The sequence below is a fragment of the Pseudomonas sp. R5(2019) genome, from assembly GCF_009905435.1.
Classification (GTDB): Bacteria; Pseudomonadota; Gammaproteobacteria; order Pseudomonadales; family Pseudomonadaceae; genus Aquipseudomonas.
Genome location: NZ_JAAAMT010000025.1, coordinates 27940 through 52528 on the forward strand (window position 1 = coordinate 27940; position 24589 = coordinate 52528).

Below are 24589 nucleotides of genomic sequence, written 5' to 3' on the forward strand. Positions count from 1 at the left end.
ATGTTTGGTTTAGCCACTGATACCTACCTGCTTCTCGATGCACTGGTGACTATTGTCGGCCTCGTGCTGCTGATCACCCGGTTCAAAGTCCACCCCTTTGTCGCCCTGATCCTGGCAGCCGGTTTTCTCGGCCTGACTTCGGGCATGCCGGTAGTCAAGGTCATGAAATCCTTCCAGGACGGCTTCGGTAGCGTGCTTGGCTTTGTCGGTATTGTGCTGGCGCTGGGTACCATGCTTGGCAAGCTGATGGCCGACTCCGGGGGGGCCGACCAGATTGCCCAGACCCTGATTCGCTCGTTCGGTAAAAAGAACGTGCACTGGGCCATGATGTTTTCCGCCTTCCTGGTGGGCATTCCGCTGTTCTTCGAAATCGGCTTCGTGCTGCTGATCCCGCTGGTGTTTATCGTCGCCCGCCGCACCGGTGTGTCGCTGATCAAGATCGGTATCCCGTTGCTCGCCGGCCTTTCCGTGGTCCACGGCCTGGTGCCGCCGCACCCGGGGCCGCTGCTGGCCATTGGCGTGTTTGGTGCCGATATCGGCAAAACGATTTTCTACGGCCTGATCGTAGGCCTGCCGACCGCTGTCATTGCCGGCCCGCTGTTCGGTAACTTCATCTCCAAGTACATCCCCGGCAACCCGTCCCAAGAGTTGATGGACCAGATCGCCAAGGAGTCGGACAACCGCAATCTGCCGAGCTTCAGCATCACCCTGCTCACCGTGCTGCTGCCGGTGTTCCTGATGTTGCTCAAGACCTTTGCCGACGTGGCGTTCGCCCCCGAGCATATCTTCCGTCACTGGATGGACTTGATCGGCCACCCGATCAGCGCCCTGCTCGCCGCCCTCTTGCTGGCGTTCTACACCTTCGGTTCGGCGCGCGGCTTCAACCGTCAGCAGATCATGAAGATGCTCGACCAGAGCCTGGCGCCGACCGCCGCCATCGTACTGATCGTCGGTGCCGGCGGTGGTTTCAAGCAGATGCTGGTGGATACCGGTGTCGGTAACGTGATCGGCCAGATGGCCGTGCACGCCGAGGTTTCGCCAATCCTGCTGGCCTGGCTGGTCGCCGCGGTGATCCGGATTGCCACCGGCTCCGCCACCGTTGCCACCATCACCGGCGCCGGCATCGTCGCCCCGGTGATCGGCATGGTCCCTGGCGTCAACCGCGAGCTGCTGGTGCTGGCTACCGGTGCCGGTTCGCTGATCCTGTCCCACGTCAACGACGCCGGTTTCTGGCTGGTGAAGCAGTACTTCAACATGACCGTGGCCGAGACATTCAAGACCTGGTCGATGATGGAGACCATCCTCTCGATTGTCGCCCTCATCTTCATCATGTTGTTGTCGATATTCGTCTGACACTACCCTCCCTGTAGGAGCCGAGCTTGCTCGCGATAGCGGTGTACCTGATACACCGCAGCGCCTGCATCGCGAGCAAGCTCAGCTCCTACAGTCCCCGCTCAACGTCTGCAGCTGCGGCCTACACCTGTGTAGCAAAGCTTGCTTGCGATAGCGGTGTACCTGATACACCGCAGCGCCTGCATCGCGAGCAAGCTCAGCTCCTACGGTCCCCGCTCAACGTCTGCAGCTGCAGCCTACACCTGTGTAGGAGCAAAGCTTGCTTGCGATAGCGGTGTACCTGACATACCGCAGCGTCTGCATCGCGAGCAAGCTCAGCTCCTACCCGCCTTGAACGTACGCCAGGCCAGGCCGATGGCAATCACACTCAATGCCACCGCCAGCCAGCTCACTTGATTGATCGCCACACCGAAGGCCGTATGTGCAGCGGCGGTCAGCGCAGTGCCAAGCTCACCGAGACTGGTCGCGACTACGCCAGCACCGGCCAGAGTTTCACTGGCAAGCCATGCCTGTTCGCCGGTCAACTCAGCGGGCAACTCCAGCACGTTTCGGTAAACGGCCGCCAGCACCCCGCCCAACACCGTAGTACCGAACACCACCCCCACCTCATAAGCCGTCTCGCTGATCGCCGAGGCCGCACCCGCCTTGCTCGGTGGCGCAGCCGACAACACCAGGTCGGTGGACACCGAAGCAATCGCACCGACGCCGATATTCAGCAGTGCGAAAGCGATCACCAGGGTCGCGATACCACCGCCTGCCAGTGCCACCAGCAGGAACGCTGCGCCAGCAAACCCCAACAATACCGGGATGAGCCGATGCGCCGACACACGCTGAGCAATCGGCACAATGGCCATGCCCACCACAATCGCCAGCACCTGCCCCGGCACCAGCGCCAGGCTCGCCGTCAGTGGCGCCAAGCCAAGCACGATCTGCAGCTGTTGGGTGGCAAAAAACACAAAGCCGACCAGCAGCGCCAGGCTCAGCAGGTTGACCAACACGGCGCCACTGAAGGTGCCGTTGCGCAGCAGCGCCAGGTCCAGCAGCGGAACTTCAAGACGCAATTGTCGACGTACAAAAACCGCCCCCGCCACCATCCCAATCAGCAACCCGATGGCGCTGATGGAGTCCACGCCAACAGCCGCCACATGCTTGATCGCAAAAACAATCCCTGTCAGCGCCAGCATCGACAACACGATGCTGTAGAGATCAATTCTTCCTGAAAGCGCCCTATCCGACTCCGGCAACAACACTGGCCCGAACAGCAACAACGGCACCAGCACCGGAACCGCCAGCCAAAAGATCGAAGGCCAGTTGAAGAACTGCAACAGCACCCCGCCAATCAGCGGCCCCAGCGCCGAGCCCACCGTCAGGCACGTCGCCCAGACCGCCACCGCCACGCGCCGCTGCTCGCGATCCTGAAACAGCGTCCCAAGCAAGGCCAGCGTCGAAGGCATCAGCATTGCCCCGAACACCCCCATCAACGCCCGCCCACCGATCAACTGCTCAGGCGTGGTCGCCATCGCCGTCAACACCGAAAACACCGCAAAACCCAACGCACCCATCAGCAACATGAAGCGATGACCCACCCGGTCACCGATGCCGCCCATGGTCACCAGCAAGGCCGCCAGCACCAGCGAATAGGCATCGATCATCCACAGTTGCTGACTGGCGCTGGGCGCCAGGGCTTCAGCGATTTTGGGCAAGGCGAAACCGAGGATGGTGTTGTCGATGGTGATCAGCAGGACTGGCAGCATGAGGAGGGAAAGGCCGAGCCAGTGGCGGGTATCGGCTTTGGCGGAGTCTGGGGGTTGCTTGATCGACTGCATCGTGAACTCCTTGTTCTTCGAGGCGGTCGATTGTGCCGTTGCGAGGGTGGGAAATGGGGCTTTTTGATGTAGCTCAATCGTTGCAATTCATATCAGATGCATTTGAACCCTTCGCGGGCAAGCCCGCGAAGAATACAAGTGGCATCCAGGAGGAACCGCAGTCGCGTCACCCCAAAAACAACCGATACGCCGGGTTCTGAGTCTCATCCCACCACCGATACCCCATGCTCTCCAGCACCGCCGGCACCAACCCACGCTCATCCGCAGGCACCTGCAGGGCAGCGAATACACGCCCGTCCGCCGCGCCATGGTTGCGGTAGTGGAACATGCTGATGTTCCAACGCTCACCCAACCGTTCAAGAAAGTTCAGCAACGCGCCCGGGCGCTCGGGAAACTCGAAGCGCAGCACCAGCTCTTCGGCAGCAGGCACCGCGTGCCCGCCCACGGTGTGGCGGATGTGCAACTTGGCCAGTTCGTTTTCGGTCAGGTCGAGCACCGCGTAGCCTTGATCGCTCAAGTTGGCCAGCAGCTGCTCGCGCGGGTCGGTCAGTGGGTGGGTTTGTACGCCGACGAACAGTTGCGCGTCCTTGCCCGGGTGCAGGCGGTAGTTGAATTCGGTGATCTGGCGCTTGCCCAGCGCCTGGCAGAAGGCCTTGAAGCTGCCAGGCTGCTCGGGGATGGTCACGGCGATGATCGCCTCGCGCTGCTCGCCCAGCTCTGCACGCTCGGCCACATGACGCAGGCGGTCGAAGTTGACGTTGGCGCCGGAGTCGATGGCCACCAGGGTCTGGCCCCGGGCACCGGTCTGGGCCACGTATTTCTTGATCCCGGCCACCGCCAGGGCACCCGACGGCTCGGTGATCGAGCGGGTGTCGTCGTAGATGTCCTTGATGGCCGCGCACAGTTCGTCGCTGCTGACGGTGATCACGGCGTCTACGTGATGACGGCAGATATCGAAGCAATGCGCGCCGATCTGCGCCACCGCCACGCCGTCGGCGAAGGTGCCGACTTGTGGTAACACCACGCGCTCACCGGCGGCCATCGCGGCTTGCAGGCAGTTGGAGTCGCGCGGCTCGACGCCGATCACTTTGACCTCCGGGCGCAGGTACTTCACGTAGGCGGCGATGCCGGCGATCAGGCCGCCGCCGCCGACGGGGACGAAGATGGCGTCAAGCTCACCCGGTTGTTGACGGAGGATCTCCATGGCCACAGTGCCCTGCCCCGCGATGACATCCGGATCGTCGTAGGGCGGCACGAAGGTCGCGCCCTGCTCATCGGCCAGGCGCAGTGCATGGGCCAGCGATTGCGGGAAGCTGTCACCGTGCAGCACCACGTTGCCGCCCCGCGAGCGTACGCCCGAGACTTTGAGCTCCGGCGTGGTGGTCGGCATCACGATGGTGGCGACCATGCCCAGTTTGGCTGCCGCCAAAGCCACGCCCTGGGCGTGGTTGCCGGCGGACGCGGTGATCACGCCACGGGCGCGCTGCTTGGCATCCAACGCCGCCAGGCGGGTGTAGGCACCGCGAATCTTGAAGGAGAAGGTCGGCTGCAGGTCTTCGCGCTTGAGCAGCACCTGATTGCCCAGCGCCGCCGACAAGGCATTGGCTGGCTGCAGCGGGGTTTGCAGGGCAACGTCATAGACGGGCGCGGCGAGAATCTTGCGAACGTAATGGGACAGCGACAGGGCCGGCGATGGTGCCGATGTGTCGGTAGGGGGGCAAGCCTGGAAGGTGGTCATGAAGCGCTCCTGGTCCTTTAGAAAAAATGCCCAGGAGAGAGAGAAGAAACCCGCCTCCAGGGCGGGTTCGGTGCAGCTGCCAGCTAGCCCGCCAATCGAATAATGGCGGTAATAATGCTGTGCTGTGGCAGGTGCGAGTATGTCGTCATGGCTAGGAAACTATCCCAGTGAGCCTGAGCAAGTCAAACACTAAATAGGGGCATTTTCTTCAATACCGCCCAGACGCAGCGCTCTAACGTGGGGCCTCACCTTCTCCGACATGAGGTCTCCATGAGTCTGATGCTATCGATGGCCGCTTTCGCGCTCGCCTCCTCCATTTCACCCGGCCCGGTCAATATTGTCGCCTTGAGCAGCGGTGCCCGGCATGGTTTGCCGGCCAGTCTTCGCCACGTCACCGGAGCGACGCTGGGGTTTACCTTGCTGCTGGTATTGATCGGCCTGGGGCTGCACGAAGTGCTGGTGTATTGGCCCTGGCTGACGCGGGCCATTCAATGGGCCGGCGTGCTGTTCCTGCTGTACATGGCCTGGAAGCTGGCCAGTGATGACGGTCGTTTGAATGCCGACGGCCAGGTCAAGCCGCCGTCGATGCTCTACGGCGCCACGATGCAATGGCTTAACCCCAAGGCCTGGCTGGCTTGCGTGGCGGGCATGGGTGCCTTTGCGAGTAACGGCGAAACCCTGCGGGTGTGGCAGTTCGCGTTGATTTATCTGGTGGTGTGCTGGCTGTCGATTGCCAGTTGGGCCTGGGCCGGGACCTTTATCCGACGCCTGATGGACAATGCCAAAGGCCTGCGCCTGCTCAACCGGAGCCTGGCCCTGCTGCTGGCTGCCTGCGCGTTTTACCTGCTTCTGGCCTGACCGCGATAATGGCCCGGGGTGGCTGCCAGGTGCTGCTTGAACGCCCGCTGCAAATGCGCCTGATCGGCAAACCCGGCTTGCAGGGCGACGTCAGCGATCAATTGGCCACGGCGCAGTTGCGCGCGAGCGAACTGGATGCGCTGGTCGATCAGATAACCGTGAGGCGTCAGCCCGTACTGCTGGCGAAAAGCGCGAATCAGGTAGGACGCCGACAGGTCGGCCGCGCGACAGATGTCTTCCAGCTTGAGCGTGTCGGTGCAGTGTTCACGAATGAATGCGGCCGCGCGTTCAAGTTTGTGATTGGCCTCGCTTGTTGCGGGTGCGAGCGTTTCCAGTCGCTGGTGCAGGTCGGTGAAGAACGCGATTGCAGCCTGGCTTTTTTGCTCGGCTGTTCGCCAGGCGTCGGTCAACACCGCGTACAACGACACAACGCCTTCGAAGATTTCAGCCTGGCGTGTATGCGTACAGGTAAATGGCTGGAACAGCGCTTGGGCGTTCTGTAATTGAGCCAGCCACGGCGTATCGACATAGAGCATGCAGTATGACCAGGGCTGATCGGCAATCGGATTGCAGGCATGGACCGCGCCCGGGTTCATCATCACCACGGTGCCGGCTTCGATCTGATGGCATCCCTCACCGTTGAGGTAAGTGCTGCGCCCGGCGGTGATTGCACCAATGGAAAAGCTTTGATGGGAATGCCGGGAATAGCAGACCTTGCGCCCATCCTCGACGCCACGGGCTTCGATGAAAGGCACTGCCGGGTCACGCCAGAATTGCGAGTGGGTAGACATGGGGGTTTAATACCTGCCTGCAGGCCTGAGCGCAAGTGTGGTAGGAGCAGGGCAAGCCCTGCTCCTACCAAAAGATCGCGTTGGACCTGGCAAAGATTAGTTGTGGTGATGGGCCCATGAACACTGACAAAGCATTTCTCTCCCCACCCTGCTCCATCCTGCTACTGGCCGGCGGCCGCGGCCAGCGCATGGGTGGCCGTGACAAGGGTCTGGTGCACTGGCGCGAACGCCCGCTGATCGCTTATGTGCATGAAGTGGTCCGCCCGCTGAGCGACGATCTGATCATTTCCTGCAACCGCAATCAGGACCACTATCGCCACTACGCCGACCACTTGGTGGAAGATCAGGAGCCTGGCTATCCCGGCCCTTTGGCTGGCGTGCTGGCTGGGTTGCGCCAGGCCCGACATAATGCGGTGCTGATACTGGCCTGCGATGCCCCCCGGATCGATCGGGCCTTGCTTGAAGCGCTGGTCGGGACTGCGGGCTCACCCGCCAAACCCGCCATGGTCCGCCAGGACGGCCAGTGGCAACCGATGTTCAGCCTGATTCCCAAAACCTTGCTGTCGGCCCTGGAAAACGCCTGGCAACAGGGCGAGCGCAGTCTGCTGCGAGCCTTGCTCAGCCAAGACTTGCAAGCGCTGGAATGCGACACCTGCGACCCACGCCTGAGCAATTTCAACAGTCCGGATTTACTGGGCTGCTAGGATCAAGAGTCAATCCCAAGCGAAGAAGGACCTGCCATGAACTCTGCCAAGCACTGCAACAGCATCGCCGAAGTGCGTGCGCACATTGATCAGATCGACAAGGAACTGGTGGCGTTGATCGCCAGCCGCGGCGGCTATGCCAAGCAAGCGGCACGCTTCAAGAAAACCGCTGAAGAGGTTCAGGCGCCCCAACGGGTCGAGCAGGTGATCAGCAAGGTCAAGGCCTTCTCGCTGGAGCTGGGCGCCAACCCCGGTGTGACCGAGCGGGTCTACCGGGCCATGATCGAGGCCTTCATTGAAATCGAACGCGCCGAACATGCGGCGCTTGGCGCGGCCTCGCAGCCGCGCTAAGCGCCATGGGTGCCAGGGCAACGAAACGGCCCCATCGCGACCCACACCGCTTCCCTGATCAGTGCGTGGCTGATCAGGGAAGCGGTGCAAGCCGCGATGAGGCCGAAAACTGTAGCGATCGTTAGAAGGTCATTTCCACGACATCGTCCGGCACGATCAGCTTGCCGGCGGTCTTGGCCACCACTTCCTCGATGCTCACGCCCGGTGCGGTTTCGCGCAGGATGAAAGCACCGTTTTCAATTTCCAGGTAAGCCAGGTCGGTCAGCACCTTGCGGATACATCCGGCACCGGTGAGCGGCAGGCTGCAGCGTGGCAGCAGCTTGGACTCGCCGTCCTTGGAGGCGTGGGTCATGGTGACGATGATGTTGTCGGCACCGGCCACCAGGTCCATCGCCCCGCCCATGCCCTTGACCAGCTTGCCAGGGATCATCCAGGAGGCGATGTTGCCCTCCACGTCCACTTCAAAGGCGCCCAGCACGGTCAGGTCGACATGGCCGCCACGGATCATGGCGAAGGAATCGGCCGAGTTGAAGATCGACGCGCCACGGCGGGCGGTCACGGTTTGTTTGCCGGCGTTGATCATGTCGGCGTCCAGTTCCGTTTCGGTCGGGAACTCGCCCATGCCGAGCAGGCCGTTTTCCGATTGCAGCATCACGTCGATGTCGGCCGGGACGTAGTTGGCGACCAGGGTCGGAATGCCGATGCCCAGGTTCACGTAGTAGCCGTCCTTGAGTTCACGGGCGACGCGCTGTGCCATTTGTTCGCGGGAAAGTGCCATAGTCAGGGTCTCTTGTTATTCGCGGGAAGGGTTCAGGCCTTGATCGTGCGTTTTTCGATGCGCTTCTCGAATTTCCCGACGATCACCCGGTCCACGTAGATGCCCGGCGTGTGAATCTCGCTCGGCAGCAGGACGCCCGGCTCGACGATTTCCTCGACCTCAACCACGGTGATCTTGCCGGCCGTGGCCGCCAGCGGGTTGAAGTTCTGGGCAGTGTTGCGATAGACCACGTTGCCGTAGTGGTCGGCCTTCCAGCCTTTGACGATGGCGAAGTCGCCAGTGATGGCCTCTTCAAGAATGTACTTGCGGCCGTGGAACTCGCGCACTTCCTTGCCTTCGGCCACTGGCGTGCCGTAGCCGGTGGCGGTGTAGAAGGCCGGGATGCCGGCGCCGCCGGCGCGCATTTTTTCGGCCAGGGTGCCTTGCGGGGTCAGCTCCACTTCCAGCTCGCCGCTGAGCAACTGGCGTTCGAACAGGGCGTTCTCGCCGACATAGGAGGCGATCATCTTGTGGATCTGCCGGTCTTCGAGCAGTACGCCCAGGCCGAAGCCGTCGACGCCACAGTTGTTCGAAACCACCGTCAGGCCTTTGACGCCACGGCGCTTGATTTCGGCAATGAGGTTTTCCGGGATGCCACACAGTCCAAAACCACCGGACAGTACGGTCATGTTGTCGGTGAGGCCCGCAAGGGCTTCTTCGTAGGTTGCAACTCGCTTGTCGAGTCCGGCCATGCTGATCCGCCTTTTGTAGTTGTAGGGGTCGACGCAGTGTCGTTGAGCGTTGAACGCATCTTCACCCCTGCGCAGTAATTTGTTAATTTTGTTTTTTTGATGGATTGATTGGATATTCCAATGAATGTCAAACAGCTGCGTGCCTTTGTAACCGTAGCCAAGTGCTTGAGTTTCGCCCAGGCCGGCGAACGCCTGCATGTCTCGCAACCGGCCTTGAGCCTGACCATCAAGGCGCTGGAGGAACACTTGGGCGGCCCCCTCCTCCATCGCACCACGCGCAGCGTCAGCCTTACTCCCGAGGGCGAAACACTGTTGCCGCTGGCCCGCCAGCTGCTCGCCGATTGGGACAACACCGAAGAATTGCTGCGCCAACGCTTCACCCTGCAACTGGGCAAAGTCGCAATCGCTGCGATGCCGGCCTTTGCCAGTAACCTGTTGCCGGCGGCGCTGAAGGTGTTTCGTGATCGCTACCCGCGGGTCAACGTGGCCGTGCATGACGTGATCAACGAGCAGGTGCTGGAACTGGTACGCCACCGGCGCGTTGAACTGGGCATCGGCTTTGAACCGGAAACCAGCGAGCCGCTGATCTTCAAGCCGCTGTACATGGACCGCTTTGTGGCCGTGGTGCCAGTCAACTCACCGTTGGCGGCGCAACAGGAAGTGACCTGGCATCAGCTGCTCGAAGAAGATTTCATCACCTTGCAACGTCCCTCGGCGGTACGGCTGCTGCTGGAGCAGCAGGTGCTGGCCGGGCATGGCGGGCTGGCGGTGGCCTTTGAAAGCCATCAGCTGTCAACGGTCGGGCGCATGGTTGCCAATGGCTTGGGGGTGAGTGCCGTGCCGTCGCTGTGTATCCGCCAGATGCAGGAGCTCGGCGCGCATTGCGTGCGATTGGTGGAGCCTACCGTGCAGCGGCGGATCGGCGTCACCCTGTTGGCCGACCACAAACTCTCGGCCGCGGCGCAAGCGTTGCTTGAAGTGCTGCTGGAATACGGCAAGGATTACCCGCAGCTGTAAGCCCGATCAAAACAAGAGGAGTCAGTATGCGTACTGTGCAAGTGGGCAACCGCCAGGTGCCGGTCATCGGCCAGGGTACCTGGTATATGGGCGAGCACCCTGACCAGGGCAAGCGCGAGGCCGATGCCCTGCGCCTGGGCATTGACCTTGGCCTGACACTGATCGACAGCGCCGAGATGTATGCCGAGGGTGGCGCAGAAACCGTGGTCGGCCAGGCCATCGCCGGCCGCCGTGATCAGGTCTATCTGGTGAGCAAGGTCTACCCCCACAACGCCAGCCGCAAGGGCATTGCGGCCGCCTGCGAGCGCAGTTTGCAGCGCCTGGGCACCGAGTCTATCGACCTGTATTTGCTGCATTGGCGCGGCCAGTATCCGCTGGAAGAAACCGTCGAAGCCTTCGAGCGTTTGCGTGAAGCCGGCAAGATCGGCCGCTGGGGCGTCTCCAACTTTGATGTGGACGATTTGATTGAGCTGGATGCGCCGGCCTGCGCGACCAATCAGGTGCTCTACAACCCGCAGGCCCGTGGCATCGAATTCGACCTGCTGCCCTGGTGCCAACGGCAGCAACTGCCGCTTATGGCGTACTGCCCGATCGCTCAGGCCGGGCGCTTGCTCAGGCACCCGGTGCTCAACGAAATTGCCGAGCGCCATGATGCCACCGCCGCCCAGGTCAGCCTGGCCTGGGTCACACGGCATCAAGGCGTGATCGCCATTCCCAAGGCGGTCGAGCCCAGCCATGTGCAGCTCAACGCGGCAGCCGCCGATCTGGTCTTGAGTGCCGACGACCTGCTGGCCATCGACCGAGCCTTTGCCCCACCCACCCACAAGCAGCCGCTGGCGATGGTCTGATCAGCGAAAATCCCGGCTGCGCACGTCCAGGCCGTCGAGCAGCGGGGTCAGGTCGTGCAGGCGGCGAGCGATCAGGTGTCGCACGCTGCCTTCGCACTCCAGCTTGCCGAACACCTGCAGCAATCGGGCGCCGACCAGCACCCGCCGTTGGCGTTCGGCAAGGTCGCGCCAGACCACCACATTGACCATACCGTGCTCGTCTTCGAGGGTGACGAAGGTCACTCCGCTGGCCGTCTGCGGACGCTGACGGCCAGTCACCAATCCCGCGACGCTGACCGTGTCGCCAGGCTCCGCCTCATCCAGCGCCCTTGAACTGCGACAGCCCAGCCCATCGAGTTTTCCCCGCAGTAACGCCAAAGGGTGCGGCCCAAGAGTGGTGCCCAGGGTCGCGTAATCCGCGTAAAGGTCTTCGCCAACGCTGGGCTGCGGCAATGGCACCGGGACTTGCGGCGGCTCATCGCAACCGGCAAACAAAGGCAACTGCGCTTGCACCGCCGCCACCTCCCAGCGCGCCTGAAAACGGTGCCCCACCAGGCCCTTCAACGCCCCGGCATCGGCGAGCAATTCGCGGGTGCGGCTGTCGAGGCCGGCACGCAGGCTCAGGTCCGCGACCTGGGTAAAGGCGCCCTGCTCGCGCGCCTGCTCGATACGCTGGCCATCGTCCTCACGAAAGCCACGAATCTGCCGCAACCCCAGGCGAATGGCGAACTGCCCGGCCGCGGGCTCGAGCGTGCAATCCCAATCGCTGTAACGCACATCAACCGGGCGAATGTCGATCTGGTGGCGCCGGGCGTCCTGCAGGATCTGGTCAGGGCTGTAAAAGCCCATTGGCCAGCTGTTGATCAGGGCACAGGCGTACGCGGCTGGTTCATGGCACTTGAGCCAGCAACTGGCGTAGGTCAGCAGGGCAAAACTGGCGGCGTGGGACTCGGGGAAGCCATAGCTGCCGAAGCCCTTGATCTGCTCGAAAATACGTGCGGCAAATTCAGCGCTGTAACCACGCGCGAGCATGCCTTCGGTCAACCGCTGCTGGTGAGACTCCAGGCCCCCGTGGCGTTTCCAGGCGGCCATGGCCCGGCGCAGTTGATCGGCTTCGCCGGGGGAATAACCCGCGGCGACAATGGCCAGCTCCATCACCTGCTCCTGGAACAGTGGCACACCCAGGGTGCGCTCGAAGACTTTCTTCAGCTCCGGCGAGGGGTAGACGATGGGTTCCTCATTGTTGCGCCGACGCAGATAAGGGTGAACCATGTCGCCTTGTATGGGACCGGGGCGCACGATCGCGACTTCGATCACCAGGTCATAGAACGTCTTCGGTTTGAGCCGGGGCAGCATCGCCATCTGCGCCCGCGACTCGATCTGGAATACCCCAACGGTGTCGGCCCGGCCGATCATGCGGTAGGTCTGCGGGTCTTCCAGGGGGATCGTGGCGATGGTCAAGTCGTGACCCCGGTAGCGGCGCAGCAGGTCGAAGCAACGGCGCAGGGCACTGAGCATGCCCAGGGCGAGGATATCGACCTTGAGCAAGCCGACCGTATCCAGGTCGTCCTTGTCCCACTGGATCACGGTGCGATCTTGCATCGCGGCATTTTCCACCGGCACCAGAGTGTCCAGCGGCTGCTCGGAAATCACGAAGCCGCCCGGGTGCTGGGACAGGTGACGCGGAAAGCCGATCAGCTCGGCGGTCAGGGCCAGCACCCGACGCAGGAGCGGGCTGGCCGGGTCGAAGCCGTTTTCGCGCAAGTAGTCGGCGCTGGGCACCCGGTCGCTCCAGCGCCCGCAGCAGTCGGCCAGGGCGTTGATCTGCTCCACCGGCAGGCCCAGCACCCGGGCAATATCGCGTACCGCACCAGCCGCATGGTAGGTGCTGGCCACTGCCGTGAGTGCCGCGCGGTGACGGCCGTAACGGCTGAAGATGTATTGCAGCACCTCTTCACGGCGCTCGTGCTCGAAGTCGACGTCGATATCGGGCGGCTCGTTGCGCTCGCGGGAAATAAAGCGCTCGAACAGCATGTTCATGCGTGCCGGGTCGATCTCGGTAATCCCTAAGGCGAAACACACGGCCGAGTTGGCCGCCGAGCCGCGCCCCTGGCACAGGATCCCGCGCTCGCGGGCGAAGCGGACGATGTCGTGGACGGTCAGAAAGTAGCTTTCATAGCCAAGCTCGGTAATCAGCGCCAGCTCGCGCTCGATCATCTGACGCGGGGCCGCTTCGATACCCTGCGGCCAGCGCCAGCGAATGCCCTGCTCGGTCATTTCACGCAGCCACGACGCCGCGCTGTGCCCGGCTGGCACCAGCTCGCGGGGATACTGGTAACGCAACTGGCCCAGGTCGAACTGGCAGCGCCGGGCAATCTGCAGCGATGCCTCGAGCAGCTCGGGCGGGTACAGCTGCGTTAACTGCGGCAAGGGCCGCAAGTGGCGCTCACCGTTGGCGAACAGGCGGTGGCCGGCCTCGGCCACGGTGGTGTGATGCCGAATCGCGGTCATGCTGTCTTGCAGTGCCCGCCGACCCCGGGCGTGCATGTGCACATCGCCGCAGGCCACCGCCGGAATGGCCAGCGCCGTCGCCAGCCCCAGCAGGCGTGCGAGCCGCTGGCGGTCATCCGGCCCGCAGTGCAACTGCACGGCCAGCCACAAGCGCTGGTCGAACACCTCGCGCAGCCACTGGCCGGCTGACGGGCTATCGTCATCGTCCGGGACCCACAGCGCCAGCAGCCCCTCCAGCGGGCCGCTGAAGTCTTCACGGCGCAGACTGTATTCACCCTTGGGCGCGCGACGCCGCCCCAGAGTGATAAGCCTGCACAGAGCCTGATACCCGGCAAGGCTTTCTGCCAGCAGGACGATTTTCGGCCCATCGTCCAGGCGCATTTCACTGCCTACGATCAGTGGCAACCCCACCTCCCTGGCCGCCTGCCAGGCCCGGACGATACCGGCCAGGGTGCACTCGTCGGTTATCGCCAGCGCTTCGTAGCCCTGCTGGCGAGCACGCTCGAACAATTCCCGGGCACTGGAGGCGCCGCGCTGGAAACTGAAGTTGGAGAGGCAGTGCAACTCGGCATAGCCCTGGCTCATGCAAACCACCCTTGCAGGATCAGCGGCCCGCCCTCACCCACCGCCCGGTACGCCCAGCCCCGTTGGCCCTGGACGGTTTCGATCAGATAATAATCGCGGCGCACGTCAGCGCCGTCCCACCAACCGGACTCGATACGCTCAGGCCCGGCCAAGACCCGCAGCACAGGGGTTTCCAACGCACAGGGCTCGGCCAGCAGCCAGCCGGGGCGCGGCACACCCGGCAGCGCAATGGCGACCGGGCTGAGTGTGCCGGCCTGCCAGGCACATTCGGGGCGGTGGTCGGCACGCGCCTGCAGGCCACGCACCGCCTCATCGCCCAGCCGGGCCCGCAAGCGCTCGCGCAACTGCTCCCAGGGTTGAGTCTGCTGGGGCCTGGCCGCGAACAACTCGCCCCGCAGCGGCACGAAGGCGGGCAGCTCATCGGCAACCAGCCGCACAGTGCGCACCGGCTCGGGGATGCGCACCTGTTCCAGCCGCCCACGGGCCAGCTCGAACAGCATCGCCGCCTCCCGCTCGACAGCCAACAGACCAACCACCACGCAGGTGTCCTGCGCCTGAGCATGCTCCAGGTGCAAGGTAAAACGCTGCACCCCGCCATCGCGACCGGCCAGAAAGGCTGACAAGTCAGCCGTCAAACGCCGCAAGGGAAACAGCAGGGCCTGATGGGATTCGACATCGAAATTCAGTTCAAGGCGCACGTCGAAGCGATCCGGCGGTGTGTAGCAGGCCAGCGCCACGGCGCGCAGCCCCAACAACCGGTCCAGGTGCAGTTGCACACTGGCCGAGAAGCGCCGGGCCAGGCTGTCGCGGGGCAAGGCCAACACTTCGCGCACGCTGCGCAAGCCCATGCGCGCCAGTGCGGTAGCGGCCTCCGGCGGCAGGCCGATGCGCTCCAGCGGCATCTGCCCGAGGGCCTGACGGGTCTGTTCGGCATCGGTCGCGGCCAGGCCATCGTGGACATTGGCGAGCATGCGCGCCGCGATGGGGTTGCTGGCCAGCACGATACGGTGGCTGAAGCCCAGCGCAGTCAGCTCCTGGCGCAAGCGCGCCTCGAATTGTGGCCAAGGGCCGAACAGGCTCAGGCTCGAGCCCACCTCCAGCAGTAACACGCGCGGATAGTGCAAGCTGACGTTCGAGCTGAAGCGATAGGCCCAGGCGGCAAGAAATTGCTGCAGCTGCTCGACCGCCGCCGAGTCTTCATCGACACAGGCAAAGTCGCCTGCCAGCGCCTGGGCGGTCGTCAGTGCCTGACCACGACGCAAGCCCAAAGCCCGCGCCGCCGGGTTGACGGCTTGCAGAATGCGGCGCTGGGGCGGCCCACTGAGAAGCACCAGTGGCGCCTGTGGATCGGTGCGATGGCGCAACACGCCTTCAAGTGCCAATTGCGGCAGCAGGATACAAGCCCACAACATGACCGCATCACCCTCGCCCGCTGAACGGGATCGGCATCGCGGGGGCCAGGCCACCTCGGCACTTGAGCACCCGCCACTGCGCAGGCTGAGCATCGATGGCCAGGCGCAAGGCCGCTGGAGAAGGGTTCAATGCTGCCTGCTGCGGGCGGCAGGCGAAGGCCAGGGTCTGCCCGGTTTGGGCCGCCACCTGCAAGCGCCGCAGCGCCCGGTCATCGGCCTTGGGCAGCCAGCACAGGACCGCGCCACAACTGCCTGAGCGCAGGCACTGCTCGGCCGCCCAGAGCGTGTCGCGCTCGCTGGCGTCGATCACGGATAACCAGCGCAGGTCGATACCGGCTCCCTGCCAGGCCGGTGGATAGGGAATATGCGGCGGCGCAATCAGCACCACCCGCTCGCTGCTGGCGGTCAGTCGGGCGAGGCTTGGCCACAACAGTTGCAGCTCGCCGCAGCCATCGGCGGCCAACAGCAGTTCGGTCAGGGCTGCCGCTGGCCAGCCACCGCTGGGCAAGACGGCATCCAGGGCCGCATGCCCGGTCGGGTGCACGCCCACAGGCCGGACCGGCGCACGGCCCTTCCAGACCCGGCGCTCATCCAGCAGGCCATCGAGGCTGACCACAGCGCCCATCAGTCGCGCCTCACCAGGCCGCAGTACACGCCTTCGATCACGAAGTCGCGGTCCGGGCCGACTTCAATCGGCGAGTACGCCGGGTTGCGCGGCAGCAGGCGGTAACCGCCCTTGATGCGCTCGAAGCGCTTGATGGTCACTTCACCGTCCAGGCGCGCGACGATGATTTGCCCCTCGCGGGCCTCGGGCTGGCGCAGGATGCCCACCAGGTCACCGTCGAAAATACCGTCTTCGATCATCGAGTCGCCGCGTACGCGCAGCAGGTAGTCGGGAGAGCGGTTGAACAGGTGCGGGTCCAGCAGCAGGCGTTCATGCACCTGGGCATCAGGCCCGATCGGTGCACCGGCGGCCACTTGCCCAAGCACCGGAATGTCCAGCGGCTCGGCGCGTTGCAACGAGCGCACCAGGCGAATGCCACGGGCCTGATTCGGTGTTACCTCGATAAAACCGGCCTCGATCAGGGCCTGGATGTGTTTGCGCGCGACGCTGCGCGAGGCATAGCCAAAGGCCTCGGCGATTTCAGCCAGGCTCGGCGGTTGGCCCTGTTGCGCGATGCGGTCGCGGATAAAGGTCAGGATGGCACTACGGCGGGGAGATAAGGTCGTCATGGAGTACATTTGTACTCTTCTGGAGAACATATGGCTAGCCCCCCCTGGTCAGACGACCATCCCGTAGGACCGACAGACTCATGCCCCATCGCAGCAGTCAGAAAAATTTCGCTATGATCGTCGTTTTTTCGCCCACATCACGGACTCCCTCATGCTCAATGCCTTGCTGTTCGACCTCGACGGCACCTTGACCGATACCGACAGGATCCACTTGCTGGCCATGCAACAGCTGTTGCTCGAAGAAGGCCGGGTATTCACTGAAGACGAGTTCGACCAGCATGTCAGCGGGCGCGCCAATGCCGAGCTGTGTCGCTATCTGTTTCCGGATCGCGACGTTGAACACCATCAGGCCTTTGCCGATCGCAAGGAAGCGCTGTTCCGCGCCCTGTCGCCGACCCTGCAGCCGGTCCAGGGTTTGCTGCGCTTGCTCGACTTCGCCGACAGCCGCCAACTGGGCATGGCCGTGGTCACCAACGCCCCGCGCGCCAATGCCAACCACATGCTTGCCGCCCTGGGCCTGACCGGTCGTTTCAAAAGCGTGCTGGTGGCCGAAGAACTGCCACGCGCCAAACCCGACCCGCTGCCTTATCTGACCGGCCTTGCACACCTTCAGGCGCAAGCCCATCAGGCATTGGCTTTCGAGGACTCGATCCCCGGTGTCCGGGCCGCCAGCGGCGCCGGGATTTTCACCGTCGGCATCGCTACCAGTCAGTCACACCCGGTGTTGATAGAGGCCGGTGCAAAGCTGGTAGTCGATGACTTCAACGATGAGCGCCTGTGGCAATTGATCGAGCGAATGGCGCCCCAGAGCAGCCACACTTTCTAAAAGCCCGTCAAGCGTGCCACACTGGAAAAAATGTCAGGGCTTGTTTGTGCTATTTGCATCGGCGGGAATTAAAAGTTTCAGGATGCGTCTTTAATGAAGAGAAAGACGGATGCTATCCGGAATCCAGGGACCTGCCAGGTTGATATCCGCAAGGAGCGACTGGCCAGGTTCGTCAAGCACTCAAGGAGTTATTCATGCTGATACTCACCCGCAAGGTTGGAGAAAGCATTGTCATCAACGATGACATCAAGATCACCATTCTGGGGGTCAAAGGGATGCAGGTGAGAATCGGCATCGACGCGCCAAAGGATGTTCAGGTCCATCGCGAGGAAATCTACAAACGTATTCAGGCCGGCAGCCCGCCCCCGGAAAAGGATCACAGCCAGCAATAATGAAAGACCGTAATGGCCTGCCAGCGGTAGGCCAGATCACGCTGCAGGTTGGATGAAACTGCGCACCGTGGCGATGATATCTTCAGTTCTGAAGGGTTTGTCGAACACAGCCGCAAAGAGCGGATCATCGCGGAACTGGTTGGCTTGAGCCCCGCTCATCAAAATGATCGGCACGCGCTGGTCACTTTGCCGAAGCTTTTGCGCGAACTCCAGACCGTTCATCACCGGCATCATGTAGTCAGTGATCACCAGATGCGGTTGCGCCTGCTCGATAAGCTCAAGACCTTTGGCCCCATTCGCCGCCTTGACCACCTCATAGCCCTCATCCTCCAACGCCATGCCGAGAATCTCTGCAATGAGGTATTCATCGTCGATTATCAGAATGGTGCTCATCTCAGGCGGCCCGGTCAAAAGCGTCAAGGCTTGCTGGCGGGATCGGGAGTGCCGGACAAAACGGCGGTTGCATGCTTGAACGCCTTCTTCAGATCAATTCCATGATCGTTGATGACGACCTCTACTAATGCTGGATCGTAAAGGCTGTCCCTTATCTTAAGGATGGACAGCAGGCGTTTAAGTTCAGATTCATATTCGACAAAGCGCATTAAAAACAAATTGTCGACAATGCTGGACAGGCCCGGTGCCGGCGCATTGATTTCCGAGCCGAAAATATCGCGCATCTCCCAGGTGGCAAATACAGTCACCCCACGGGCGCGAAGCTCACCGGTCAGGGCACTGAAAAACTCGTTCAGGCGCGCCGGACTGGTGGTAATGCGCGCCAGCGCACCCAAGCTGTCGATCATCACCCGCTTGATCCGGTGCTCGTCCACCCGCTTGAGCAGGCGAATCCCAAGGCCGTCGAGAAGTCCTTCAGTCGTCGGCTGCCAGGCAACGTGCAGCGCCCCACTTTTTTGCAGGCTTTCAAAGTCATGGCCCAAGGCCTTGGCCTTGATCTGCAGGCGAGTGGGTGATTCATAAAAGCCGAAATGCAGGCCAGGCTCCGCCACGGTCGAGGCAGCCAGAAAGCTGATGCCCAGCGATGTTTTGCCAATCCCTGATGGCCCCATCACCAATGACACCGACGAGCGTGCCAGGCCACCCCCGATCAGCAGATCCAGCGTGGCAATGCCGCTGGTGGTACGGCTCATATCCGAATTGTCGGGCCGCGAGGGATGGCTGAACAGACTCTCAAGACGCGGGTGCACGACCAGGCCATGATCCGTGATCTCGCACTCGTGCAGGCCCGACAAGGCTGCGCTGCCACGGGTCTTGCGCAGATGTATGCGGCGTATCGAACGGTTGCCGACCAACTCTTCGCCCAGTTCGATCACACCATCGACCATGGTGTGTTCCGGGCTGCCGTCCTCCAGCCGCGAACTGGTGAGAAACAGCACCGTGCAACCGGCAAAGGCGGCATGCCCCTGCAATTGGGCGATGAATTTCTTGGTATCGAGCGCAGATTCCGCCTTGGAGCGGGCGTTGAGCAGCCCATCGACAATCAGCACACTGGCCTTGTGCCGGCTGATCTCCCCGCGCAGCAGCTTGACCACCTCATCAAGGCCTTCCTGCTCCAGGGTATCGAAGGCGCTGACGAACTGGATTTCGTTACCGACGCACGAGGCATCGAAAAAGTTCAGCGTCGATAGAAACTGGAACAACCGCTCATGGGATTCGGCCAGCATGGTCGCAACCAGCACACGCCCGCCTTCCTTCACATGGTTGAATGCCAATTGGTTGGCCAGAATGGTTTTGCCCGACCCCGGGCGGCCTTGAATAATGTAGGAAGCGCCGACCACCAGCCCTCCCTTGAGCAGCGAATCGAGCCCTTCGATCCCGCTTCGAACACGCTTTAGCTGTTCCAAAGTTGGCCTGCCTTGATGAATGTGTTGATGGGTCTGGCAGTGATCGAACCCTTGTCCGCATCACGCCGCAAGTTAACCGCCGTCGCTCCATGCAGGAAGACACAAGGTCATGCGGGTTCCTTTCCCAGGTACCGTTTGAACATTGATGCAGCCATTGCTTTGCTTGGCAAAACCATATACCTGACTCAACCCCAGGCCCGTGCCCGTGCCCTTGCCAAAACTCTTGGTCGTGAAAACGGCTCGAAGATCCGCGGCAAGGTCGTGGCGTCGATGCCGCGGCCGTTATCGCTTCTGTGCCCGGTCTTCAGGGGTAAAGAACACTGAAAAGTGCTGACCGATGATTTCCTCGGCGCGGTAACCCTTGATGCGCTCGGCACCGGCATTCCAGGAGATCACTTCGCCCTTTGGATTGAGCATGTAAATGGCGTAGTCCACGACGGTCTGGACCAGCTGCTCATAAGGGCTTTCATGCAGCGAATCAAGCGGAGACCGGCTGGACTGTTCCATTGAAACTCCATCTGGAGCGAGCGCCGCGCGAGCTGATAAAAGCAAGCATAAGACTAAACCCGTGCCCTCTGTCAGCCAATCCAACTGAATTTTTTCTCCCCCGGCGACTCACTTGAAGACTACCGGGAGGGATGACCGATTCATGATTAACGCAAAACTCTATGTGATTGACTATCGGCTGCACGGTGCGCCCAAGTCATTCATCATCCGCGCCGAAGCCATGGACAACAACGAGGCCTGGCATTGGGCTGCTTGCGATGCGGGTATTGGCAGGATTGGCCGCTATGGCCGGGAGAAGGTCAAAAAGACCACGCGGCCGTGCGCAGAGAAGTTTGGCGTGGAGGACGTGCGTTGGCGTTTAAGCGACACCGATGAATTTGCAGCCATGGATTTAAGCGACAAACGGCAACCGTGAGCTTGCAGCCAGGCCCATCAACCCCACTCAAGGCCAATGGCCAGCTCTTGAGCGATCGCCTGTCTGCACGCCCCCGGCGTAATCCGGGCACGTGTTCCTTTTTGCGGGCACAGAAGCTCGGCATCGACCAGGGTCTGGGCGGCACCCAAGTCGTCATAGACAAAAAAGGCATCCTCAATACTGCTGCAATGCAGGGTTCTGAGTTGGCCCGAACGGATGAACTTGAGGATGACTTGCATGCGCGTGCCCTGTGTCTTTCAGCTGCGTTGGACTCAGATTTACCTCATCTTAGTCGGGGTTTCTGTAGTACAAATCCGAATTTGAATGACTGAGCGCCACCTTCGCCTGCACTACGACGATAAAAGGGGTGCAAATTGGGCAAGGCTTGCAGGTATGATCATGCTTTCTTGGCGAACAAGACGTCTGGAGCGCCAGGCGATGTCAATTGATCGAGGATGTCATGGGTAACGAAAGCATTAATTGGGACACGTTGGGATTCGACTACATCAAGACCGACAAACGCTACCTTGCCCACTGGCGCAACGGTGAGTGGGAAAAAGGTGCGCTCACCGATGACAATCAGCTGCACATCAGCGAAGGCTCGACCGCCCTGCACTACGGTCAGCAATGCTTCGAGGGCCTGAAGGCCTACCGCTGCAAGGACGGTTCGATCAACCTGTTCCGCCCGGACCAGAACGCCCTGCGCATGCAGCGCAGCTGCGACCGCCTGCTGATGCCGGGTGTGTCGATCGAGCAGTTCATCGAAGCCTGTAAAGAAGTGGTCAAGGCCAACGAGCGATTCATCCCGCCTTACGGCACTGGCGGCGCCCTGTACCTGCGCCCGTTCGTCATTGGCGTGGGTGACAACATCGGCGTGCGCACGGCACCCGAGTTCATCTTCTCGGTTTTCTGCATCCCGGTGGGCGCCTACTTCAAAGGCGGCATGAAACCGCACAAGTTCCTGATCTCCACCTACGACCGCGCCGCGCCGCAGGGCACCGGTGCCGCCAAGGTCGGTGGCAACTACGCCGCCAGCCTGCTGCCGGGCAAGAAAGCCAAGGAAAAAGGCTTCGCCGACTGCATCTACCTGGATCCGCTGACCCACACCAAGATCGAGGAAGTCGGTTCGGCCAACTTCTTCGCGATCACTAAAGACGACAAGTTCGTGACGCCGAAGTCTCCGTCGGTCCTGCCAGGCATTACCCGCCTGTCGCTGATCGAGCTGGCCAAATCGCGCCTGGGCCTGGAAGTGGTCGAAGGCGATGTGTATATCGATAAGCTGGGCGACTTCAAGGAAGCCGGCGCCTGCGGCACTGCCGCGGTCATCACCCCAATTGGCGGTATCGAGTACCAGGACAAGCTGAACGTGTTCTACAGCGAGACCGAAGTGGGCCCAGTCACCCAGCGGCTGTACAACGAACTGACCGGTATCCAGAAAGGCGATGTTGAAGCGCCAGAAGGCTGGATCGTCAAGGTCTGACCTGATGGGCCAGATGCTCTTCCAGGGCATTTGGCCAATCGACCGGCAATCGGCTCTCATCCCGATTGATAGAGGTTGCGGTTACAGTGATGGATCCGTCCATCACTGGAGCCCGCTGATGAGCTGGGATGATCCTGAGGATTCGGTCCACGAACCGCGCGACGAACTGGTCGATGAAGGGTTGCAGGAGGCAAACGCCCTCGGCGAACCGCTGTGTGAAGAACTGCTGCACGAATGCGTCAGTTCTCTCGGTAATCGCCAGCGAGCGCTGGATGATGAGCTCGCCTGGCCTGACAAGCCCACTCCCGACGATAAACCCTAAGGCAGCTGAGCCTTGAACTCCTTCAAATACTGACCCGCCAGCGTTGCCAGGCATTTTTGCGCTCGGGATTGTTGCCACTGGTCTGCACCAAAGCATCGGCATAGGAACGCTTCAGCAGTTCCACAAGCACATTGATAACCTGCTGCTACACTTTCCTCGCTAAACGGAGGAATTCCAAATGGCCGATAAAGAACTCACCACCCTGCTTTCACTGATCAATCACCGCCAGGATCGGCTGGCATCTGCCTGCAAGGAAATTGCCGACTGGATCGACCGACAGGGCGACGTGCCCGTGGCCGGCAAGATCCGTGACAGCCTCAAGGCGGTCGAGGCGGACGAAGTGCTGGTGAAAAAAACCCTGACTTCGCTGAATGTCGAGCGACCATTGCCCCGCTTCCGATAACGCGCTTGCCAGCCCTCGCAGGAGGAGAATGTCATGCCGACCAACGAGCTCATCCCCTCCTTGCTGTTCAAGCTCAACGAGAACCAGCTGGCCATTGCAGCGGCAGTCGAAGAACTGTCGCTGTGGGTCGAGCAGCGCGGCTCCGTTGACGTAGCGCAGAACGTGCGAGAAGCCCTGACCAAGATAGACGGCAATCTGGAGCACATCACGCGCGGTATTGCGGAGTTGATGAATGAATGACGGGGCCGCCATACGGCCGTTCGCGGCGCAAGCCGCTCCTGCAAACGGGTCTTGCCGTTATCGCCAAAATGAGCCACAGCGAGCCTTCAGGGGGAGCCCCCCTAAACCGGAGAGATTGTCGCCAAGGCACCAATCAGGATGGTTAACGAAATAAATCCAAACAGGAAAATCGCAAGCTTGGCCATTGGGCCTCCTACGTGATGATCACTTAACTGTGAGTCATTGTCGGAGGGTGGCTGTTCTGGAAACAGATTCAGATAACGAATAAAACTACAGATCAGAACAGCGAAACCGCTCACCCTTGGCGCTGCGTCACCCAATACGCATACAAGGCACGAGCCGCCGGCTCGATCGCCGCGACGCTCTGGCTATGCCGTGCCACATCCAGATCAGCCGGGAGTTCGAAGTTGTCTTGCTCGGCGCAACAAGCGATCGCTTCCAGTTCGGCGGCCTGGGGAGCCGGAAGCTCTGGCCAGTTGCCCACCGCGACACCACGCAGGTAACCGAAACACCACTCTTCAGCCAGGGCAAGCACCTGCCCCTGGTAATCGGTCTGCTCGAAAAACGCCTTGAAACCGCGCGCATCATCGGCCAACTGGATGGCAAGCGCGTTCATGTGACGAACCGTCAAGTCGATGAACTGTTCGCATTCTTCTGAGCTCTCCCACTCAGGATTCTGCCCACCCCAAATGCCTGGAAACCAATCCGCAATATCCACCGGCGCAGGGCCGGACACCAGCGCAGTGAAGTAACCATCAAGCTCGGAAGGATTGAGAACGGAGTGATCGTCGCCGTATCTGAGCAGCGTGTCTTCGATGATCTCAAAATCGTAGGCATCGAGCGGGGAGTTTTGCATGGAATGTTCCTTGGCTTGCTGGGCGCAGCGCGAAAGCTTGGAGTGCGCTTGAAAAAGGCGGGAAGGATGGCGCTTTTATCCAGTGGCGGCAATGACCAAGAGACGATGGACAGGCAAACGGCGCATGAGGGGCCCGACTTGGGCGCCCCAGCTATCTTTTGATTTTTCTCGCCTGAAATTAGAAAAGGAGAGCTACTCCGCGACGCGGGAGGCTGATGCCTGCTAAGTGCAACGATGGTGCAGGATTGCATTAAGTCTCCGATTGGATACACTCATGCATGATACCTACATCATCCAGCAAACAAGGATCTTTACCCAATGGCACGCATCAGTCCGTGACTTGCGAGCCAGGATTGCGATAGCTAGACGAATTGACAGAGCCTCGATCGGCAATCTGGGAGATATAAAGACCGTGGGTGGAGGCGTGTCTGAAATGCGCGTGGATGTGGGCGCTGGCTACCGCATCTATTTCACCATGCGCGACGGCTTGATCATCGTTTTGCTCGTCGGCGGTGACAAATCCACACAGTCTGCCGATATCCGGCAGGCGAAAACGATGGCGAAGGAAGTTTGA

At 61.5% G+C, this 24589-nt stretch carries 28 protein-coding genes and 1 pseudogene; 14 read left to right on the forward strand and 15 right to left on the reverse strand.

All coding sequences use genetic code 11. The annotated features are described in order from the left end of the window. The gene (locus tag GUY40_RS16835; RefSeq protein WP_166570040.1) at nucleotides 1-1353 is read left to right on the forward strand and encodes a GntP family permease; all 1353 of its coding nucleotides are present in this window, start codon (nucleotides 1-3) and stop codon (nucleotides 1351-1353) included. Between the two features lie 314 nt (nucleotides 1354-1667). On the opposite strand, the gene GUY40_RS16840 is transcribed toward GUY40_RS16835, so the two are convergent. Together GUY40_RS16840 and ilvA are read right to left on the reverse strand one after the other, a co-directional pair. Continuing rightward, nucleotides 1668-3179, reverse strand: coding sequence for an MFS transporter (locus tag GUY40_RS16840; RefSeq protein WP_166570041.1), 1512 nt, complete (start codon nucleotides 3177-3179; stop codon nucleotides 1668-1670). A gap of 166 nt (nucleotides 3180-3345) precedes the next feature. Next, nucleotides 3346-4917 carry a threonine ammonia-lyase, biosynthetic gene (gene ilvA / locus GUY40_RS16845; protein ID WP_166570042.1) on the reverse strand — a complete coding sequence of 524 codons (1572 nt, stop codon included), beginning with the start codon at nucleotides 4915-4917 and terminating at the stop codon, nucleotides 3346-3348. A 270-nt stretch (nucleotides 4918-5187) separates the two neighbouring features. Between ilvA and GUY40_RS16850 the strand changes: the two genes are divergently transcribed. Beyond that, nucleotides 5188-5775: a LysE family translocator gene (locus GUY40_RS16850; protein WP_166570043.1), complete on the forward strand. Its 588-nt coding sequence runs from the start codon at nucleotides 5188-5190 to the stop codon at nucleotides 5773-5775. Here the strand turns inward: GUY40_RS16850 and GUY40_RS16855 are convergent. Beyond that, nucleotides 5757-6566 (reverse strand): AraC family transcriptional regulator, encoded by an 810-nt coding sequence (locus GUY40_RS16855; protein WP_166570044.1) that lies wholly within the window; start codon nucleotides 6564-6566, stop codon nucleotides 5757-5759. The two genes, GUY40_RS16850 and GUY40_RS16855, sit on opposite strands and share 19 nt — an antisense overlap. Nucleotides 6567-6682: 116 nt before the next feature. Between GUY40_RS16855 and mobA the strand changes: the two genes are divergently transcribed. Next, complete coding sequence (gene mobA / locus GUY40_RS16860; protein ID WP_166570045.1) at nucleotides 6683-7270, forward strand: molybdenum cofactor guanylyltransferase MobA; 588 nt, start codon at nucleotides 6683-6685, stop codon at nucleotides 7268-7270. A 36-nt stretch (nucleotides 7271-7306) separates the two neighbouring features. After that, on the forward strand, nucleotides 7307-7621 hold the full coding sequence (locus GUY40_RS16865; protein ID WP_166570046.1) for a chorismate mutase: 315 nt from the start codon (nucleotides 7307-7309) through the stop codon (nucleotides 7619-7621). A gap of 121 nt (nucleotides 7622-7742) precedes the next feature. Here GUY40_RS16865 and GUY40_RS16870 read toward each other — a convergent pair whose 3' ends face one another. Further along, complete coding sequence (locus GUY40_RS16870) at nucleotides 7743-8399, reverse strand: CoA transferase subunit B (RefSeq protein ID WP_166570047.1); 657 nt, start codon at nucleotides 8397-8399, stop codon at nucleotides 7743-7745. Between the two features lie 32 nt (nucleotides 8400-8431). After that, complete coding sequence (locus GUY40_RS16875; protein ID WP_166570048.1) at nucleotides 8432-9130, reverse strand: CoA transferase subunit A; 699 nt, start codon at nucleotides 9128-9130, stop codon at nucleotides 8432-8434. Between the two features lie 120 nt (nucleotides 9131-9250). Here GUY40_RS16875 and GUY40_RS16880 point away from each other — a divergent pair, with 120 nt between their 5' ends. Together GUY40_RS16880 and GUY40_RS16885 are read left to right on the forward strand one after the other, a co-directional pair. Continuing rightward, entirely contained in the window at nucleotides 9251-10147 is an 897-nt protein-coding gene (locus tag GUY40_RS16880) for a LysR family transcriptional regulator (protein WP_166570049.1), read from the forward strand. Between the two features lie 26 nt (nucleotides 10148-10173). Continuing rightward, nucleotides 10174-10995: an aldo/keto reductase gene (locus GUY40_RS16885; protein WP_166570050.1), complete on the forward strand. Its 822-nt coding sequence runs from the start codon at nucleotides 10174-10176 to the stop codon at nucleotides 10993-10995. Here the strand turns inward: GUY40_RS16885 and GUY40_RS16890 are convergent, their stop codons facing one another. Genes GUY40_RS16890 through lexA form a run of 4 tightly spaced genes read right to left on the reverse strand, consistent with a single transcriptional unit; the run spans nucleotide 10996 to nucleotide 16724 of the window. Beyond that, complete coding sequence (locus GUY40_RS16890) at nucleotides 10996-14070, reverse strand: error-prone DNA polymerase (RefSeq protein WP_166570051.1); 3075 nt, start codon at nucleotides 14068-14070, stop codon at nucleotides 10996-10998. Continuing rightward, entirely contained in the window at nucleotides 14067-15482 is a 1416-nt protein-coding gene (locus GUY40_RS16895; RefSeq protein ID WP_166570052.1) for a DNA polymerase Y family protein, read from the reverse strand. Before GUY40_RS16895 ends, GUY40_RS16890 begins: the two co-directional genes overlap by 4 nt. A gap of 7 nt (nucleotides 15483-15489) precedes the next feature. Continuing rightward, the gene (gene imuA / locus GUY40_RS16900) at nucleotides 15490-16107 is read right to left on the reverse strand and encodes a translesion DNA synthesis-associated protein ImuA (protein WP_166570053.1); all 618 of its coding nucleotides are present in this window, start codon (nucleotides 16105-16107) and stop codon (nucleotides 15490-15492) included. Further along, nucleotides 16107-16724: a transcriptional repressor LexA gene (lexA, locus tag GUY40_RS16905; RefSeq protein ID WP_166570054.1), complete on the reverse strand. Its 618-nt coding sequence runs from the start codon at nucleotides 16722-16724 to the stop codon at nucleotides 16107-16109. The genes imuA and lexA overlap by 1 nt, the downstream gene beginning before the upstream one ends. Before the next feature lie 142 nt (nucleotides 16725-16866). On the opposite strand from lexA, the gene GUY40_RS16910 reads away from it, so the two are divergent. Together GUY40_RS16910 and csrA are read left to right on the forward strand one after the other, a co-directional pair. Continuing rightward, on the forward strand, nucleotides 16867-17541 hold the full coding sequence (locus tag GUY40_RS16910; protein WP_166570055.1) for an HAD family phosphatase: 675 nt from the start codon (nucleotides 16867-16869) through the stop codon (nucleotides 17539-17541). 194 nt (nucleotides 17542-17735) lie between these two features. Then, nucleotides 17736-17933 (forward strand): carbon storage regulator CsrA, encoded by a 198-nt coding sequence (gene csrA, locus GUY40_RS16915; protein ID WP_166570056.1) that lies wholly within the window; start codon nucleotides 17736-17738, stop codon nucleotides 17931-17933. A gap of 36 nt (nucleotides 17934-17969) precedes the next feature. On the opposite strand, the gene GUY40_RS16920 is transcribed toward csrA, so the two are convergent. The 4 genes and pseudogenes from GUY40_RS16920 to GUY40_RS16935 form a co-directional block, all read right to left on the reverse strand. Then, the gene (locus tag GUY40_RS16920) at nucleotides 17970-18326 is read right to left on the reverse strand and encodes a response regulator transcription factor (protein ID WP_166570057.1); all 357 of its coding nucleotides are present in this window, start codon (nucleotides 18324-18326) and stop codon (nucleotides 17970-17972) included. A gap of 23 nt (nucleotides 18327-18349) precedes the next feature. Beyond that, nucleotides 18350-19792 carry an ATPase domain-containing protein gene (locus GUY40_RS16925; protein WP_166570058.1) on the reverse strand — a complete coding sequence of 481 codons (1443 nt, stop codon included), beginning with the start codon at nucleotides 19790-19792 and terminating at the stop codon, nucleotides 18350-18352. Nucleotides 19793-19864: 72 nt separating this feature from the next. Then, nucleotides 19865-19981 (reverse strand): hypothetical protein, encoded by a 117-nt coding sequence (locus tag GUY40_RS28835; protein ID WP_371924838.1) that lies wholly within the window; start codon nucleotides 19979-19981, stop codon nucleotides 19865-19867. Nucleotides 19982-20077: 96 nt separating this feature from the next. Further along, a pseudogene (locus tag GUY40_RS16935) lies at nucleotides 20078-20299 on the reverse strand (PAS domain S-box protein); the annotation flags it as partial. A gap of 142 nt (nucleotides 20300-20441) precedes the next feature. Between GUY40_RS16935 and GUY40_RS16940 the strand changes: the two are divergent. Continuing rightward, nucleotides 20442-20714: a DUF6555 family protein gene (locus GUY40_RS16940; protein WP_166570059.1), complete on the forward strand. Its 273-nt coding sequence runs from the start codon at nucleotides 20442-20444 to the stop codon at nucleotides 20712-20714. A 17-nt stretch (nucleotides 20715-20731) separates the two neighbouring features. On the opposite strand, the gene GUY40_RS16945 is transcribed toward GUY40_RS16940, so the two are convergent. Continuing rightward, nucleotides 20732-20953: a hypothetical protein gene (locus tag GUY40_RS16945; protein WP_166570060.1), complete on the reverse strand. Its 222-nt coding sequence runs from the start codon at nucleotides 20951-20953 to the stop codon at nucleotides 20732-20734. 221 nt (nucleotides 20954-21174) lie between these two features. Between GUY40_RS16945 and GUY40_RS16950 the strand changes: the two genes are divergently transcribed. The 4 genes from GUY40_RS16950 (at nucleotide 21175) to GUY40_RS16965 (ending at nucleotide 23159) form a co-directional block, all read left to right on the forward strand. Next, nucleotides 21175-22194, forward strand: coding sequence for a branched-chain amino acid aminotransferase (locus tag GUY40_RS16950; protein ID WP_166570061.1), 1020 nt, complete (start codon nucleotides 21175-21177; stop codon nucleotides 22192-22194). Between the two features lie 118 nt (nucleotides 22195-22312). Beyond that, nucleotides 22313-22516, forward strand: a complete 204-nt coding sequence (locus GUY40_RS16955; protein WP_166570062.1) for a hypothetical protein — start codon at nucleotides 22313-22315, stop codon at nucleotides 22514-22516. Between the two features lie 178 nt (nucleotides 22517-22694). Beyond that, nucleotides 22695-22919, forward strand: a complete 225-nt coding sequence (locus tag GUY40_RS16960; protein WP_166570063.1) for a hypothetical protein — start codon at nucleotides 22695-22697, stop codon at nucleotides 22917-22919. A 33-nt stretch (nucleotides 22920-22952) separates the two neighbouring features. Continuing rightward, nucleotides 22953-23159, forward strand: coding sequence for a hypothetical protein (locus GUY40_RS16965; protein WP_166570064.1), 207 nt, complete (start codon nucleotides 22953-22955; stop codon nucleotides 23157-23159). Between the two features lie 295 nt (nucleotides 23160-23454). On the opposite strand, the gene GUY40_RS16970 is transcribed toward GUY40_RS16965, so the two are convergent. Beyond that, complete coding sequence (locus GUY40_RS16970; protein ID WP_166570065.1) at nucleotides 23455-24015, reverse strand: UPF0149 family protein; 561 nt, start codon at nucleotides 24013-24015, stop codon at nucleotides 23455-23457. A gap of 274 nt (nucleotides 24016-24289) precedes the next feature. On the opposite strand from GUY40_RS16970, the gene GUY40_RS16975 reads away from it, so the two are divergent. Then, nucleotides 24290-24589, forward strand: a complete 300-nt coding sequence (locus GUY40_RS16975) for a type II toxin-antitoxin system RelE/ParE family toxin (RefSeq protein WP_166570066.1) — start codon at nucleotides 24290-24292, stop codon at nucleotides 24587-24589.

Coding starts and splice junctions, on each gene's coding strand:
- GUY40_RS16835 (WP_166570040.1), top strand. CDS start 1: ATGTTTGGTTTAGCCACTGATACCTACCTGCTTCTCGATGCACTGGTG.
- GUY40_RS16840 (WP_166570041.1), bottom strand. CDS start 3,179: ATGCAGTCGATCAAGCAACCCCCAGACTCCGCCAAAGCCGATACCCGC.
- ilvA (WP_166570042.1), bottom strand. CDS start 4,917: ATGACCACCTTCCAGGCTTGCCCCCCTACCGACACATCGGCACCATCG.
- GUY40_RS16850 (WP_166570043.1), top strand. CDS start 5,188: ATGAGTCTGATGCTATCGATGGCCGCTTTCGCGCTCGCCTCCTCCATT.
- GUY40_RS16855 (WP_166570044.1), bottom strand. CDS start 6,566: ATGTCTACCCACTCGCAATTCTGGCGTGACCCGGCAGTGCCTTTCATC.
- mobA (WP_166570045.1), top strand. CDS start 6,683: ATGAACACTGACAAAGCATTTCTCTCCCCACCCTGCTCCATCCTGCTA.
- GUY40_RS16865 (WP_166570046.1), top strand. CDS start 7,307: ATGAACTCTGCCAAGCACTGCAACAGCATCGCCGAAGTGCGTGCGCAC.
- GUY40_RS16870 (WP_166570047.1), bottom strand. CDS start 8,399: ATGGCACTTTCCCGCGAACAAATGGCACAGCGCGTCGCCCGTGAACTC.
- GUY40_RS16875 (WP_166570048.1), bottom strand. CDS start 9,130: ATGGCCGGACTCGACAAGCGAGTTGCAACCTACGAAGAAGCCCTTGCG.
- GUY40_RS16880 (WP_166570049.1), top strand. CDS start 9,251: ATGAATGTCAAACAGCTGCGTGCCTTTGTAACCGTAGCCAAGTGCTTG.
- GUY40_RS16885 (WP_166570050.1), top strand. CDS start 10,174: ATGCGTACTGTGCAAGTGGGCAACCGCCAGGTGCCGGTCATCGGCCAG.
- GUY40_RS16890 (WP_166570051.1), bottom strand. CDS start 14,070: ATGAGCCAGGGCTATGCCGAGTTGCACTGCCTCTCCAACTTCAGTTTC.
- GUY40_RS16895 (WP_166570052.1), bottom strand. CDS start 15,482: ATGTTGTGGGCTTGTATCCTGCTGCCGCAATTGGCACTTGAAGGCGTG.
- imuA (WP_166570053.1), bottom strand. CDS start 16,107: ATGGGCGCTGTGGTCAGCCTCGATGGCCTGCTGGATGAGCGCCGGGTC.
- lexA (WP_166570054.1), bottom strand. CDS start 16,724: ATGTACTCCATGACGACCTTATCTCCCCGCCGTAGTGCCATCCTGACC.
- GUY40_RS16910 (WP_166570055.1), top strand. CDS start 16,867: ATGCTCAATGCCTTGCTGTTCGACCTCGACGGCACCTTGACCGATACC.
- csrA (WP_166570056.1), top strand. CDS start 17,736: ATGCTGATACTCACCCGCAAGGTTGGAGAAAGCATTGTCATCAACGAT.
- GUY40_RS16920 (WP_166570057.1), bottom strand. CDS start 18,326: ATGAGCACCATTCTGATAATCGACGATGAATACCTCATTGCAGAGATT.
- GUY40_RS16940 (WP_166570059.1), top strand. CDS start 20,442: ATGATTAACGCAAAACTCTATGTGATTGACTATCGGCTGCACGGTGCG.
- GUY40_RS16945 (WP_166570060.1), bottom strand. CDS start 20,953: ATGCAAGTCATCCTCAAGTTCATCCGTTCGGGCCAACTCAGAACCCTG.
- GUY40_RS16950 (WP_166570061.1), top strand. CDS start 21,175: ATGGGTAACGAAAGCATTAATTGGGACACGTTGGGATTCGACTACATC.
- GUY40_RS16955 (WP_166570062.1), top strand. CDS start 22,313: ATGAGCTGGGATGATCCTGAGGATTCGGTCCACGAACCGCGCGACGAA.
- GUY40_RS16960 (WP_166570063.1), top strand. CDS start 22,695: ATGGCCGATAAAGAACTCACCACCCTGCTTTCACTGATCAATCACCGC.
- GUY40_RS16965 (WP_166570064.1), top strand. CDS start 22,953: ATGCCGACCAACGAGCTCATCCCCTCCTTGCTGTTCAAGCTCAACGAG.
- GUY40_RS16970 (WP_166570065.1), bottom strand. CDS start 24,015: ATGCAAAACTCCCCGCTCGATGCCTACGATTTTGAGATCATCGAAGAC.
- GUY40_RS16975 (WP_166570066.1), top strand. CDS start 24,290: ATGCATGATACCTACATCATCCAGCAAACAAGGATCTTTACCCAATGG.